Origin of the sequence: Bradyrhizobium sp. 63_E2_N1_3, from assembly GCF_052076005.1 — a bacterium.
GTDB classification, from domain to species: Bacteria; Pseudomonadota; Alphaproteobacteria; order Rhizobiales; family Xanthobacteraceae; genus Bradyrhizobium; species Bradyrhizobium barranii.
In genome coordinates this window covers 57,511-71,917 of sequence record NZ_CP197235.1, presented here as the reverse complement: position 1 = coordinate 71,917, position 14,407 = coordinate 57,511, and the positions used below count along the sequence as shown (strand labels likewise).

At 64.5% G+C, this 14,407-nt stretch carries 12 protein-coding genes; 1 reads left to right on the top strand and 11 read right to left on the bottom strand.

The genetic code is table 11. From position 1 onward, the window contains the following. Positions 1 to 69: 69 nt before the first annotated feature. The 8 genes from pnp to rimP form a co-directional block, all read right to left on the bottom strand. On the bottom strand, positions 70 to 2,226 hold the full coding sequence (gene pnp, locus AB7531_RS00300; protein ID WP_231143729.1) for a polyribonucleotide nucleotidyltransferase: 2,157 nt from the start codon (positions 2,224 to 2,226) through the stop codon (positions 70 to 72). 375 nt (positions 2,227 to 2,601) lie between these two features. After that, positions 2,602 to 2,871: a 30S ribosomal protein S15 gene (gene rpsO, locus AB7531_RS00295; protein WP_008131787.1), complete on the bottom strand. Its 270-nt coding sequence runs from the start codon at positions 2,869 to 2,871 to the stop codon at positions 2,602 to 2,604. A 2-nt stretch (positions 2,872 to 2,873) separates the two neighbouring features. Beyond that, positions 2,874 to 3,992 (bottom strand): tRNA pseudouridine(55) synthase TruB, encoded by a 1,119-nt coding sequence (gene truB / locus AB7531_RS00290; protein WP_063980141.1) that lies wholly within the window; start codon positions 3,990 to 3,992, stop codon positions 2,874 to 2,876. Next, a complete protein-coding gene (gene rbfA, locus AB7531_RS00285; RefSeq protein WP_063980140.1) occupies positions 3,989 to 4,420 on the bottom strand; it encodes a 30S ribosome-binding factor RbfA in 432 nt (143 codons plus the stop codon). The genes truB and rbfA overlap by 4 nt, the downstream gene beginning before the upstream one ends. A 156-nt stretch (positions 4,421 to 4,576) precedes the next feature. Next, positions 4,577 to 7,285: a translation initiation factor IF-2 gene (gene infB / locus AB7531_RS00280; RefSeq protein WP_063980139.1), complete on the bottom strand. Its 2,709-nt coding sequence runs from the start codon at positions 7,283 to 7,285 to the stop codon at positions 4,577 to 4,579. Between the two features lie 72 nt (positions 7,286 to 7,357). Further along, positions 7,358 to 8,041 (bottom strand): RNA-binding protein, encoded by a 684-nt coding sequence (locus AB7531_RS00275; protein WP_063980138.1) that lies wholly within the window; start codon positions 8,039 to 8,041, stop codon positions 7,358 to 7,360. A 23-nt stretch (positions 8,042 to 8,064) separates the two neighbouring features. Then, the gene (gene nusA / locus AB7531_RS00270; protein WP_028150578.1) at positions 8,065 to 9,675 is read right to left on the bottom strand and encodes a transcription termination factor NusA; all 1,611 of its coding nucleotides are present in this window, start codon (positions 9,673 to 9,675) and stop codon (positions 8,065 to 8,067) included. A 2-nt stretch (positions 9,676 to 9,677) separates the two neighbouring features. Further along, complete coding sequence (gene rimP, locus AB7531_RS00265; RefSeq protein ID WP_063980137.1) at positions 9,678 to 10,436, bottom strand: ribosome maturation factor RimP; 759 nt, start codon at positions 10,434 to 10,436, stop codon at positions 9,678 to 9,680. Positions 10,437 to 10,824: 388 nt separating this feature from the next. Between rimP and AB7531_RS00260 the strand changes: the two genes are divergently transcribed. Continuing rightward, positions 10,825 to 11,907: a DUF2336 domain-containing protein gene (locus AB7531_RS00260; RefSeq protein WP_063980136.1), complete on the top strand. Its 1,083-nt coding sequence runs from the start codon at positions 10,825 to 10,827 to the stop codon at positions 11,905 to 11,907. 134 nt (positions 11,908 to 12,041) lie between these two features. On the opposite strand, the gene trmB is transcribed toward AB7531_RS00260, so the two are convergent. The 3 genes from trmB to AB7531_RS00245 form a co-directional block, all read right to left on the bottom strand. After that, positions 12,042 to 12,752: a tRNA (guanosine(46)-N7)-methyltransferase TrmB gene (gene trmB, locus AB7531_RS00255; RefSeq protein ID WP_063980135.1), complete on the bottom strand. Its 711-nt coding sequence runs from the start codon at positions 12,750 to 12,752 to the stop codon at positions 12,042 to 12,044. Further along, positions 12,749 to 13,906 carry a M20 family metallopeptidase gene (locus AB7531_RS00250; protein WP_063980134.1) on the bottom strand — a complete coding sequence of 386 codons (1,158 nt, stop codon included), beginning with the start codon at positions 13,904 to 13,906 and terminating at the stop codon, positions 12,749 to 12,751. Before AB7531_RS00250 ends, trmB begins: the two co-directional genes overlap by 4 nt. An 86-nt stretch (positions 13,907 to 13,992) precedes the next feature. Further along, entirely contained in the window at positions 13,993 to 14,406 is a 414-nt protein-coding gene (locus tag AB7531_RS00245; protein WP_008131807.1) for a helix-turn-helix domain-containing protein, read from the bottom strand. Between the last annotated feature and the right edge of the window lies 1 nt (position 14,407).

The window sequence follows — 14,407 nt, the reverse complement described above, 5'->3', positions numbered from 1 at the left end:
GCTTAAGCAAGCGACAAACAAAAAGGGCGGCCGCGAGGCCGCCCTTCGTGTTTCTGATGTGCGGATCGATTACTCGCCGGCGGCTTCGCGCGGGGTCTTCTCGCCGTCGCCGCCCTTGCCTTCGAGGTCTTCGCCGGTGGTCTGGTCGACCACCTTCATCGACAGCCGGGTCTTGCCGCGGTCGTCGAAGCCGAGCAGCTTGACCTTGACCTTGTCGCCTTCCTTGACGACGTCGGAGGTCTTCTGCACGCGCGCCGAAGCGAGCTGGCTGATGTGGACGAGGCCGTCCTTGGAACCGAAGAAGTTCACGAAGGCGCCGAACTCCATCACCTTGACGACGGTGCCGTCATAGATCTGGCCGACTTCCGGATCGGAGGCGATCGACTTGATCCACTTGATCGCGGCCTTCATCGCCTCGCCATCGGAGGAGGCGACCTTCACGGTGCCGTCGTCCTCGATGTTGACTTTGGCGCCGGTCTTCTCGACGATCTCGCGGATCACCTTGCCGCCGGTGCCGATCACTTCGCGGATCTTGTCGGTGGCGATCTTGAAGGTCTCGATGCGCGGCGCGTACTCGCCGAGCTCGGCGCGGGCGTTGGTGAGCGCCTTGGCCATTTCACCGAGGATGTGGATACGGCCATCCTTGGCCTGACCGAGCGCCACCTTCATGATCTCTTCGGTGATGCCCTCGATCTTGATGTCCATCTGGAGCGAGGTGATGCCTTGCTCGGTACCGGCGACCTTGAAGTCCATGTCGCCGAGATGGTCCTCGTCACCGAGGATGTCCGAGAGCACCGCGAAGCGCTTGTCCTCGAGGATCAGGCCCATCGCGATACCCGCGGTCGGCCGCTTCAACGGCACGCCGGCATCCATCAGCGCCAGCGAAGCGCCGCAGACCGAAGCCATCGAGGACGAGCCGTTCGACTCGGTGATCTCCGACACCACGCGCGTGGTGTAGGGGAACTCGTGATGCGGCGGCAGCACCGGGTGGATCGCGCGCCAGGCCAGCTTGCCGTGGCCGATCTCGCGGCGCTTGGTGCCGCCGAGGCGACCGGTCTCACCGACCGAATAGGGAGGGAAGTTGTAGTGCAGCAGGAACGTCTCTTTGTACGTTCCGGACAGCGCGTCGATATACTGCTCGTCCTCGCCGGTGCCGAGCGTGGTCACGACCAGCGCCTGGGTTTCGCCGCGGGTGAACAGCGCCGAGCCGTGGGCGCGGGGCAGCACGCCGACTTCGGCGATGATGTTGCGCACGGTCTTGCTATCGCGGCCGTCGATGCGCTTGCCGGTGTCGAGAATGTTCCAGCGAACGATCTTGGCTTCCAGCTCCTTGAACACGCCGGAGACGCGCAGCTTGTCGTATTTCGGCTCCTGCCCTTCGGGGAAGTAATGGGCGATCACCTTTTCCTTGACCTTGCCGACCGCGGCGTAGCGATCCTGCTTGACCGGAATGGCGTAGGCGGCGCGCAGCTCCTGCTCGACGAGGCCGAGCATTTCCTTCTCGAGCGCCGAATTGTCGATCACCGTGACTTCGCGCGGTTCCTTGGCGGCCTTCTCGGCGAGCTCGATGATGGCGTTAATCACCGGCTGGAAGTGGCGGTGACCGAACATCACGGCGCCGAGCATGATGTCCTCGTTGAGCTCCTTGGCTTCCGATTCCACCATCAGCACGGCGTCGGCCGTGCCGGCGACGACGAGGTCGAGCTGGGTGTCGACCATCTCGTCGAGCGTCGGGTTGAGAATGAACTCGTCATTGGCGAAGCCGACGCGCGCTGCGCCGATCGGGCCCTTGAAGGGCGCGCCGGACAGGGTCAGCGCAGCCGATGAGGCCACCAGCGCCACGATATCGGGATCGTTCTCCATGTCGTGCGACAGCACGGTGACGATCACCTGGGTCTCGTTGCGCCAGCCGTCGACGAACAGCGGACGGATCGGACGGTCGATCAGGCGGGAGACCAGCGTCTCCTTCTCGGTCGGACGACCCTCGCGCTTGAAATAGCCGCCGGGAATGCGGCCGGCTGCGTAGGTCTTCTCCTGGTAGTCGACCGTCAGCGGCAGGAAGTCGACGCCTTCGCGCGGCGCCTTCGCCGCGACGACGGTGGCGAGCACCACGGTCTCGCCATAGGTGGCGACGACGGCACCGTCGGCCTGACGCGCGATCTTGCCGGTTTCAAGCTTGAGAGGGCGTCCACCCCAGTCGATCTCGACTGAATGCTTATTGAACATAGATGTCTTCTTTCATGGGTTCTCGAAAGAAGGACGGCCCGAAAAACAAAAACCATGCGCAAGATTGCGGGACGTTGATCGAAGCGGGCGATCAGCGTCCTGCGATCCTGCCATGGTTTTCGGATTTCGGATGGCGTCCATCCTTTCGGGTCATACGGGCGCCTTGCCCGTTGTGCCCAGCCGCCGGATTGCTGCTGGACTGTCAGTCGGCACGAACGCGAACACCGGATTGCGGTCCTCGCCCATCGTGCCCGGGTGCTAGCCGTCAACGGCTCGCACCCGACGCGCACGCAGCCTCGATCAAAAACCTTTAAACAAACGCTTTCGCTCGAAACCGCGCACGAAAACGCGCGCCAGTGGCGCGCGCAGGAACACTTAACGACGAATGTTGTGCTTCTCGAGCAGCGCCTTGTAACGCGCCTCGTCCCTCTTCTTGAGGTAGTCGAGCAGCGAGCGGCGGGTCGAAACCAGCTTCAAGAGGCCGCGACGCGAATGGTTGTCCTTCACGTGGGTCTTGAAATGGTTGGTGAGGTTGTTGATGCGTTCCGACAGGATCGCGACCTGAACCTCCGGCGAGCCGGTGTCGCCGGCCTTGTTGGCATTCGTCTTGATGACTTCCGCTTTGCGTTCTGCGGCAATCGACATCGTCAATTTCTCTCGTTGCGACCGGTGCTGGCAGTCAGACCGGTCAGGTTGAACACACGCTTGGGGATGATTTCGCCGTTGCCGACTTCAGCAAGCGCCAATAGACGGCCTGCCACCGTGACATAGACTGTGCCGCTACTAGTGGGCGCATCCCGTCCGCGCAATAAAACGGCCTGGCCCCGATGGAGCCTTGCCGCATCAGCCCGAGTGACGGCCAGTGCCGGGATGTCGTCCAGCGCGGTCTCAACGGGCATAAGCGCGTCGGCGAGGCTGCCCTCGCCGGACGCGGCTCTATCGCATAAAGCCTCCAACTGATCCAGCGGAATCATGTCGTTCTCGTCAAATGGGCCGACCAGGGTCCGCCGCAGCGCGCAGATGTGGCCGTAAGTGCCGAGAATCCGGCCCATATCGCGGGCCAGCGCCCGGACATAGGTGCCCTTGCCGCACTCCGCCTCGAACACTGCCCGGTCGCTATCCGGTTGATCCACAAGGGTTAAATGATGAATTTCGACGGGACGGGGGGCCAGTTCCACAACCTCGCCGTCGCGGGCGAGGTCGTAGGCGCGCTCGCCCTGGACCTTGATCGCGGAATAGCGCGGCGGGATCTGCTCGATCACCCCGGTGAAGCGGGGCAGCAGGGCCAGGATGGCCTCCTGGGTCGGGCGCTGGTCGGAGGTCGCGGTGACCCGGCCCTCGATATCATCGGTGTCGCGCTCCTCGCCCCAGCACACGGTGAACTGGTAGCGCTTGCGGCCGTCCATCACGAAGGGAACGGTCTTGGTGGCCTCGCCGAGCGCAATCGGCAGGCCGCCGGAGGCGAGCGGGTCGAGCGTGCCGGCGTGTCCCGCGCGCTTGGCGTTGAACAGGCGCTTGAGCACGGCGACGGCTTGCGTCGAGGTCATGCCGATCGGCTTGTCGAGCACGACCCAGCCATGGACGTCGCGGCGGTCGCGGCGCGGCTGGTTGCCCTTCTGCTTGTTGGCGCGGGGATCGTTGTTGACGCGGCGCGGCTCCTGATGCGGCTGCGAATCGCCGCCGAGATCCGCAAAATTATTTTTCTGCACGTCGCGCTGATCGGTCTCTTCGCCGCCGATCGTGCCGTGAGCCGGGTCCATCGTCATCGCTCTTCTTCCCGATCCGAATCCGGATCCTGTTCCAGGTCCTTCTGCACCGCAGGTGTTCGCAAAAGCTTCTCGATCCGTTCCGCTTCGTCGAATCGTTCGTCGACGCGGAAACGAAGGTCAGGTGCAAATTTCAGGTTAACGCGCCGCGCGACTTCGCCGCGCAGGAATTTCTTGTTGCGCTCGAGCGCAGCGATGATGACCTCGGTGTCGCGGCCACCGAGCGGCATCACGTAAACCGTTGCGAGCTTCAGGTCGGGCGACATCCGAACCTCCGGCACGGTGATGATGTGACCTTCGAGGTCCACATCATGCACATTGCCTTGCGCCAGAATCTCGGCCATCGCGTGGCGAACCTGCTCGCCGACACGCAACTGGCGTTGCGAGCCGCCCGGCGCGGAACTTTTCTTCTGATGGTGGCGGGGCATGGTTGAAAATCACCTCGTCGTGCCCGCGTTTGGGACACGAGCATTGTCATTTGTCCTGTTGAAACGAATGCGGCGCGGATGGCCGGAATAAATCCGGCCATCGCACTCCCGCAATTTCAGCTCAAAAAGATCCGGGCGCTTCGGTAAGATTTGGACTTACAGGGAGCGCTGGATCGTCTCCACGCGATAACACTCGATCACGTCACCGGCACGCATGTCGTGGTAGTTCTCGAAGGCCATGCCGCACTCCTGACCGGACTGGACTTCCTTCACTTCGTCCTTGAAGCGCTTCAGCGTCGACAGCTTGCCTTCGTGCACGACGACGTTGTCGCGGATCAGGCGCACATTGGCGCCGCGTTCCACGGTGCCGTCGGTGACGCGGCAGCCGGCAACCTTGCCGACCTTGGAGATGTTGAAGATCTCCAGGATCGCGGCATTGCCCAGCATGGTTTCACGCAGGGTCGGCGCGAGCAGGCCGCTCATCGCCTTCTTCACGTCGTCCACGAGGTCGTAGATGATGTTGTAGTAGCGGATCTCGATGCCGTTGCGCTTGGCGGCCGCAGCCGCCTCCTTGTTGGCACGAACCGAGAAGCCGATGATCGCGGCGTTGAAGCCTTCCGCGAGCGTCACGTCCGATTCCGAGATGCCGCCGACGCCGGCATGCAGGATGCGGGCTGCGACTTCATCGGTGCCGAGCTTCTCCAGCGAGCCGAGGATCGCTTCCAGCGAGCCTTGCACGTCGGCCTTGATGATCAGCGGGAATTCCTTGCGGCCCGCCGTCTTCAATTGCGACATCATCTGCTCGAGCGAGCCGCGCATGCCGGAGATCGAGGCAGCCGCGTTCTCGCGCTTCTGGTGCGCGCGATAGCTGGTGACCTGGCGGGCGCGGGCTTCGTTCTCGACCACCGCGAGACGATCGCCGGCCTCCGGCGGACCGTTGAAGCCGAGCACCTCGACCGGAACCGAAGGACCGGCCTCATGCACCGTCTCGCCCTGATCCGAGATCAGCGCGCGGACGCGGCCCATCTCGGCGCCGGCGACAATGATGTCACCGACACGAAGCGTGCCGCGCTGGACCAGCACGGTCGCGACCGGGCCACGGCCGCGATCGAGCTTGGCTTCGATCACGGTGCCTTCGGCCGGACGCTCCGAATTGGTCTTCAGGTCGAGGATGTCGGCCTGGAGCGCGATCATCTCGAGCAGCTTGTCGAGATTGGTCTTGTTCTTGGCTGACACTTCGACGTCGACGACTTCGCCGCCGAAGGATTCGACCTGCACCTCGTGCTGGAGCAGCTCGGTGCGCACGCGCTCGGGCTTCGCATCGGGCTTGTCGATCTTGTTGATGGCAACGATGATCGGGACCCGCGCCGCCTTGGCGTGGTTGATGGCTTCGATCGTCTGCGGCATGACGCCGTCATCGGCAGCAACCACCAGCACGACGATGTCGGTCACCTTGGCGCCGCGGGCGCGCATCGCGGTGAACGCGGCGTGGCCGGGCGTGTCGATGAAGGTGATCTTCTTGCCGCTTTCGGGCGACAGCACCTGATAGGCGCCGATATGCTGGGTGATGCCGCCGGCTTCGCCGGAGACGACGTTGGCATGGCGGAGCGCGTCGAGCAGCGAGGTCTTGCCGTGGTCGACGTGACCCATCACGGTCACGACGGGCGAACGCGTCTCGGTGTCGGTGGAATCGTCGGTGGCGTCGAACAGGCCTTCTTCAACGTCGGACGCGGCAACGCGCTTGACGGTGTGACCAAGCTCTTCGGCGATCAGCTGCGCAGTGTCGGCGTCGATCACGTCGGTGATCTTGTGAATCGCGCCCTGCTTCATCAGCATGCGGATGATTTCCACCGCGCGCTCGGCCATGCGGTTGGCGAGCTCCTGGATGGTGATCGCTTCCGGAATGACCACCTCGCGGATGAGCTTTTCCTTCGGCTCGTTCGCGGCATGGCCCTTCAGGCGCTGAGTGCGGCGGCGGAACGAGGCGATCGAGCGCTCGCGCACGTCGTCGGCATTGAATGCGGTCACGACCGTCAGGCGACCGCGCTCCTTCTGCGGGCCGGGTTTGTGGGTGGGCTTGGGGGCTACCACAGGACGCGCGGCGCCGCCGGGACCGCGACGGATCTGGCGCGGACCATCGTCCTCGTCCGGTCCGGCTGCGACCGCGGGAGCGCGACCCAACGGGCCGCCTCCCGGCCTCGCGGTGGTCGTTCCAGGGCGCGCGGTGGTTGTTCCCGGGCGTGCCGTGGTCGTGGTGGTGCCGGGGCGTGCTGCGGGCGCGCCAGGACGTGGCGTGGGAGCGGCCGGGGCGGCAGTTGCAGGGCGCGCGGCTGACGCCGGCTGTTCGCCTTCGCCAAAACGCTTCTTGGCCTCGGTTTCGGCCTTGCGCTTGGCTTCCTCTTCGTGGCGGTGGCGCTCATCCTCGGCCTTGCGGCGGGCCTCGGCGGCTTCGCGCTCGACGCGTTCGGCGGCTTCGCGGACAGCGCGGCGCTGGGCTTCGTCTTCGGCCTGGCGGCGCTCTTCGACTTCGCGCACCTTGGCGTCGGCCAGCGCGCTGGCGCGGGCGGAACGTTCGTCCTCGGTCAGCGTGCGCAGCACCACGCCGGAGCCGGCGTTGCGCGGCGGAGCCGGGCGTGCCGGAGCGGGAGCAGGCGCGGCCGGTGCCGGCTTTGCAACAACCGCGGGAGCTTGCGGTTCGGGGCTGCCGTCGACGCGGCGCTTGCCGCGCTTCTCGACCACGACCTGCTTGCTGCGGCCATGGCTGAAGCTCTGACGCACAGTGCCCGTTTCGACGCGCGGCTTGAGCGATAGCGTCTTGCTCGGAACGCTCAGCTTCTTGTCGTCAGGGGTCTTGGTATCAACCATTCAGCAGTCCTAATCCTGATCTTTGTTAACGTTGTGCGTTGCCGCACCGTCCTATCGGGTCGTCGTTGTCTCTCAGAAATCCTGGCCGGGCTTTTCGGCAGTCTTGTCATCGTCCGCCATCCGGTATCGGACCAGCATCTGGCTACGTGACAGGAATGACTTGCTCGCCGGGCCCGCGAGCAGGGCAGCATGTATCACATTTGACCGGGTAAGTGCCAAATCCAATTCTATCGATTTCAACGCAGTGACGACGGGAATCTGCGGCTTGGCGCCGCGATTCCCGTCATTTTGACGTGCCAGCATGTCCAATTTGCGGATTCCGTCCGCGGCCCCGTCGCTGGCATGGATCAGGACCTCGGCCGTGCCTTCCCGCAGGGCGCTTTCGACCTTGCCGAAGCCGGCCACAATCTGGCCCGCCTTGGCGGCAATCCCAAGGGCTTCCGTCACACTCCGAACCAGGAGCGCCTCGATGTCGGCGGGAAGCGTCTGGGGAGTGCGCAGCTCGCGCTTGAAGGCTTTGCTAAATTGGTGACGCCGCACGGCTTCCGCAACCACCTCGCGCGAGGCGGTGACCCACATGCCGCGTCCGGGCAGCTTGCGCTTGAGATCGGGAACTATGTCGCCTTGCGGCGAAATGACGAAGCGGATCAGCTCGTCGATCGGCCGGACCTCGCGACTGACCGCGCACATCCGCATGGTCGCGGACCTTTCGGTCCGCGGTCCATGGTCGAGATCGTGGTCAGTATCTGCGAGCATCCGGGCGACATTCTCCTTCGTCCTTAAGCCGGCTGATCTTCGGTCGCCTCGGCCTCTTCGGCGGGCTTCGCGAGATCGGCTTCGGTGATCCAGCCGGCTTTGACGCGGGCCTGCATGATCATGGCTTCGGCATCGTCACGGGAGATCTCGATACCGTCGAGCGCACCAGGGAATTTGGTCTGCTCGCCGCCTTCCTTGCGCTCGGTCCAGCCGACCAGATCGTCAGTGGCGCAGCCGGCGAGGTCTTCGACGGTCTTGATGTCGTTCTCGCCGAACTTGACCAGCATCTTGGAGGTGACGCCCGGCACGTCCTTGACGGCGTCCTCGACACCGAGCTCCTTGCGCTTGGCCTCGATCTCGGCCTCCTGCTGCTCGAGATATTCGCGGGCACGGTTCTGGAGCTCTTGCGCGGTCTCCTCGTCGAAGCCTTCGATGCCGGCGAGTTCCTTGAGGTCCACCATCGCGAGTTCCTCGACCGAGGTGAAGCCTTCGGACGCCAGCAGCTGGCCGACCACCTCGTCGACATTGAGCGATTCCATGAAGACGCGGGTGGAGTTCTCGAAGTCGGCCTGGCGGCGCTCCGATTCCTCCTGCTCGGTCAGGATGTCGATGTCCCAGCCGGTGAGCTGCGAGGCCAGACGCACGTTCTGGCCGCGGCGGCCGATCGCCAGCGAGAGCTGGTTGTTGGTGTCGGGCACGACGACCTCGATGCGCTCGCGGTCTTCGTCGATGACGACCTTGGAGACTTCGGCCGGCGCCAGCGCGTTGACCACGAAGGTCGCGATGTCGGGCGACCACGGAATGATGTCGATCTTCTCGCCCTGCAGCTCGTTCACCACCGCCTGCACGCGCGAGCCGCGCATACCGACGCAAGCGCCGACCGGATCGACCGAGGAATCGCGGGAAATCACGCCGATTTTCGCGCGCGAGCCGGGATCGCGGGCCACCGCCTTGATCTCGACGATGCCGTCATAGATCTCAGGCACTTCCTGCGCGAACAGCTTCGCCATGAACTGCGGATGGGTGCGGGAGAGGAAGATCTGCGGGCCGCGGGTCTCGCGGCGGACGTCGAAGATGTAGGCGCGGACGCGGTCGCCGTTGCGGAACACTTCGCGCGGCAGCATCTCGTCGCGGCGGATGATGGCTTCACCGCGGCCGAGGTCGACGATCACGCTGCCATATTCGACGCGCTTGACGACGCCGTTGACGATGTCGCCGATGCGGTCCTTGAATTCCTGATATTGCCGGTCGCGCTCGGCCTCGCGCACCTTCTGCACGATCACCTGCTTGGCCGATTGCGCGGCGATGCGGCCATATTCCAGCGGCGGCAGCGTATCGGCGATGGTGTCACCGACCTGGGCGCCGGGATTGGCGCGCTGCGCATCCACCAGCGAGATCTGGTTGGAATGATTTTCGACCTTCTCGACCACCAGCATGTGGCGCGACAGCCGCAGCTCGCCCTTCTTCGGGTCGATCTCGGCATGAACGTCAGTCTCGCTGCCGTAACGTGCCCGTGCCGCCTTGGCGATGGCGTCTTCCATTGCCGCGATGACGATGCCGCGGTCGATCGATTTCTCGCGCGCGACGGCATCGGCGATCTGGAGCAATTCAAGTCGATTGGCGCTGACTGCCATGGCTAGTCTCCTTCGTCAGGCTCGATCTCGCCCCGCCGCGCGCGTTCGGCGGCCAGGCGGTGCTTCTTCGTATTGGTCGGTGCCGGCTTCTTTTTTTGCGGCTTGGTGTTCTTGGTGATCTTCGCACTGATTTCCGCGTGCGGTGCAGCCGGCGGCTCGATGCCGAGATCGCGGCGCATCTGGCGCTCCTCGGCCTTGCCGCGGCGCATGGATTCCGCGATCAGCTCGTCGGTCAGCACCAAGCGTGCCTCACCGATGTCTTCCATCGTCAGGAGAACGTCGGGATTATCGTTCGCCTTGACGTCGTCGCGATGCAGGTGCACGCGGTCGCCTTCGACGGCACCAAGCATGCCACGGAACCGCTTCCGCCCCTCATGGGCGACCGCCATGTCGATCTTCACCAGATAGCCGGAATAGCGCTCGAAATCCGAGCGGCGCACCAGCGGACGGTCGATCCCCGGCGAGGAGATTTCCAGCCGATAAGCGCGGTCGATGGGGTCCGCGACGTCGAGCACGGGCGACAGCGCCCGCGAGATCGCTTCGCAATCCTCGAGCTGCATCGAGCCGTCCGGCCGCTCGGCCATGATCTGCACGGTGCAGCCGGCCTCGCCGGAGATGCGGATCCGCACCAGGCGGTAGCCCATGCCCTCGAGCACCGGACCTGCGACCGCAGACACACGTGCCGCCACGCCCGGCTCGACCACGAGCCTCGGCTCGGCCAGCAACTCGGCATCCGTGGAACCAGTGTTCGGTTCGGTCATATCAGGGGTCAAGGCGCTCGATGGTTAAGGCTTGGTTAAGGACTTGAACAGGTTAGGATCTGCAGAGCCTGTTTCGGAACTCTTTATCCCGGCAGCTCGCCGGGCCGCATATCTTCAACCAAGCCGCGTTCAGGTAATAAAAAAGAGCGGGTCCTTTCGGGCCCACTCTCACTACGCGGATCGTATGAGAAGATGAATTGGCGCTGATATAGCCCTTTCCGTCCTCCCGGACAAGGCCCATCGCGGGAAAGACGAGGCTTTTTGCGCCCGGCCTGTGGCCCCCCCCCCGCGCAACGCTTCCTTCATCTAGCAGGCCTAAATTCCCTGATTGTGGGGCGGCTTGGACCAAGGGCGCACCCGCGGCGTGCCCTGTACGAGTTGCGTTTTCATGACCGCTGCCACGTCGCTCATTCCCGGACTGGACGAGATCGTCAAACGCGGCGACCCCCGGCGTCGCGGTGAGATCGCGCGCGCCATCGCCCAACTGTTCTTCCAGGACGCCGAGAAGCTCCGTCCCGATCTCGTCGATCTCTTCGACAATCTGCTGATCGATCTCGTTCCGCATGCCGAGCTTGCCTCGCGCGTCGACCTCGCCGAGCGCTTCTCGCGCCTGAACAATGCGCCGCCGCATCTGGTGAGCCAGCTCGCGCGCGAAAACGAGATCATGGTGGCGGGCCCTGTGCTGCGCCGCTCGCCGGTGCTCGACGACGCCGCTCTCGTCGAGATCGCGCGGCTGAAGGGTCAGGGCCATCTGCTGGCGATGACCGAGCGCCCCGCACTGTCGGCCGCCATCACCGACGTGCTGGTCGAGCGCGGCGATCGCGACGTGGTGCGTCGCGCCGCGGGCAATGCCGGCGCGGAGTTCTCGCAAGGCAGCTATTCCGAGCTGATCAAGCGTGCGTCGCAGGACGGCGTGCTGACGCTCAAGATCGGCCAGCGCAACGATCTCTCGGGCGAGCACCTGAAACAGCTGCTCGACGGCACGCTCGACGTCATCCGCCGCCGCCTCTCGAGCGTGGTCAATCCCGTGCGCCAGGTCGAGATCAAGCGCGCCATGGCGGCGATCGAGGAGGCCGCGCTGCCGCCGGGGCCGCGCCGCGATTTCTCGGCGGCACAGCGCACGGTGCTGACCTTGCATCGCGAGGGTCATCTCGGCGAGAGCGCGCTGCTCGGCTTCGCCAAGGCGCTCAAATATGAGGAATCGATCGCCTCGCTCGCGGCGATGTCCGGTGTCCGCCTCTCGATCCTCGATCGCCTGGTCGCGGGCGACCGCTACGATCCGATTCTGATTCTGGGGCGCGTGCTCAATCTCGGCTGGCCCACGGTGCGCGCGCTGATCCTGATGTGGTACGGCCCGCATCGCACGCCGGCTGATGCCGATCTCGAGCAGGCGCGCGTGAACTTCACGCGCCTGATGCCGTCAACGGCCGAGCGCGTCGTGAAATTCTGGCGCAACCGCCAGACGATCTAATCAAAGTACGGATCTTCGTCGTCATGGCCGGGCTTGTCCCGGCCATCCACGTTCTTGCTGCCCACAGGAGGAAAGTACGTGGATGCCCGGGACAAGCCCGGGCATGACGATTATCGATGGATCGCGCGAAGAATCTATGCGCGCCTGAACCGCAGATATGTGGTCTTGCGCCCTTCGCGCGTGGCCTTCCGGCCGTAGCGCGTCATGGTGTAGCCGTCCCATGGCCGACGGAAATCGTCGGCGCATTGGGCGAGCCACTGAAAATCCGTCGACCGCGACAGATGCATCAGCGTCCACGCGCAGTAATCGTCGATATCGCAGACGAAACGGAATTCGCCGCCCGCCTTCAGCACGCGTGCCATCGCGGCGATGGTGCGGTCCTGGACGAAGCGCCGCTTCCAGTGCCGCCGCTTCGGCCAGGGATCGGGATGGATCAGGTCGATCCGCGACAGCGATGCCTGCGGCAGCCAGGCCAGGAGCTCGGCGGCATCGCCCGCGAACAGGCGGATGTTGCCGATGTTGGCGGCCTCGATCTGCGCGAGGATCTTTGCCATGCCGTTGACATAGGGCTCGCAGCCGATGAAGCCGGTCGTGGCGAAGTTCTGGGCCTCGGCCGCAAGATGCTCGCCGCCGCCGAAGCCGATCTCGAGCCGGACATCGTCGGCCGCGGGATCGAAGATCTCGTTGGCATTCGCCGGCTTCTCGCCCTCGATGTCGAGTGAAAGATGCGGCAGTAGATGATCGATCAGCTCGGCCTGGTGCTGCCTGAGCTTGTGGCCCTTGCGGCGCCCAAAGAAGGCGCGTTCGCTGTCATCGCGATCGGGATCTGATTTTCGTTCGCTCATCGCAGCGTCTGGTACAGGCGATGGAGCAGCCGCGCGCGGGGTTCGAGCGACGAGAGGTAGATCTGCTCATAATGGGTGTGTGCGCCCTTGCCGTCGACGCCGAGTCCATCGAGCGTTGCGGTGTGGGCGGCGGTGAAATTGCCATCCGAGCCGCCGCCGGTGTGGGTGTCGATCAGCTCGAAGCCGATCTCGGTGGCAAGCGACTTCGCATGCTCGTACAGCGAGGCGCCTGCATTGCTCTTCTCGTAGGGCGGACGGTTGAGTCCGCCCGTGACCTTGACCGTGACGCCATCCGTCTTCGACGTCAGCCCGAGGATCTTGCCGACGAACTCCTCCGCGTCGGCAAAGCTCGGCACGCGCAGGTCGACTTCGGCATAGGCCTCCTCCGGCGTGACGTTGGGACGCGTGCCGCCGCGTGCCACGCCGACATTCACCGTGACGCCGCGTGCCAGATCGTTCATCGCTTCCAGCGCCAGGATGACGTTGGCAAGCTCGCGGATCGCGCTGCGGCCATCCTGGGGCCGCGTGCCGGCATGTGCGGGCACACCCTTGATGAATACTTCGAATCGTCCGACGCCCTTGCGCCCGGTGACGATCTTGCCGCCGTCGCGCGCGGGCTCCGTCACCAGCACGTATTTGGCCTTGCGCCCTTCCGCCTCGATCAGCGCGCGCGAGGTCGGGCTGCCGATCTCCTCGTCGGAGGTGAACAAATGGGTGATGCCGAGCGGCGAGCGATCGCCGGCGGCGCAGAGCGCGCGAAAGGCGTGATGGGCGATATAGGCGCCGCCCTTCATGTCGTAGATGCCGGGACCGAACGCGCTGTCGCCCTCGACCTTGAACGGCAGGCGCTCGATGAATCCCATGGGATGAACGGTATCGAGGTGGCTCAGCACCAAAATGCCCGGCCGGTCCTGGCCCCAGGTCGAGCGTGCAGCGAGATGATCGCCGCAGCCATCGACGCCGGCGACGCGCTCGAGCGTAACCGGCAGATCGCGGTATTGCTCCGCGACCACGGAGATCAGCTTGTTGACCTGTTCAGGTGTGTCCGTCGGCGTCTCGATCTCCACCCAGCGGCGGATGCCATCGAGAATAGTTTGTGAATCGAACCAATTGGACTTGGTCATGAACGCATCTGTGCCTTTGAACCGCATCATCGAAGAGGGCGCGCACCAAAAACGCGCCCGCAAATGACGACATAGGCCAGATTTGACGCAGTCTCAAATCGGATTGAGCCGTCGCGTCAGCGTTTGTCGGGACCTTCGCGGGCGGCGATCTGCTCGACGAGATCGACGATCGAGCGGCGCATCTTCGAATCAGTGATTCGGGTGAACGCCTTGGTCAGAGCGAGACCTTCGGAGGTCGCGAGGAAGTCCGACACATACGACGGCGAGGCGCCTTCGGCGAAGCCGTCCGGGCCAGCTACGCCGCTCGGTCCGCCCTCGAACAGGAACGACACCGGCACCTGCAGAATCTCGGCGATCTGCTGGATGCGGCTTGCGCCGACGCGATTCGTGCCCTTCTCGTACTTCTGGATCTGCTGGAAAGTCAGGCCCAAAGCTTCACCGAGCTTTTCCTGGCTCATGCCCAACATGATGCGGCGCATACGCACGCGGCTGCCGACATATTTGTCAACAGGGTTGGGCGCTTTCGACATT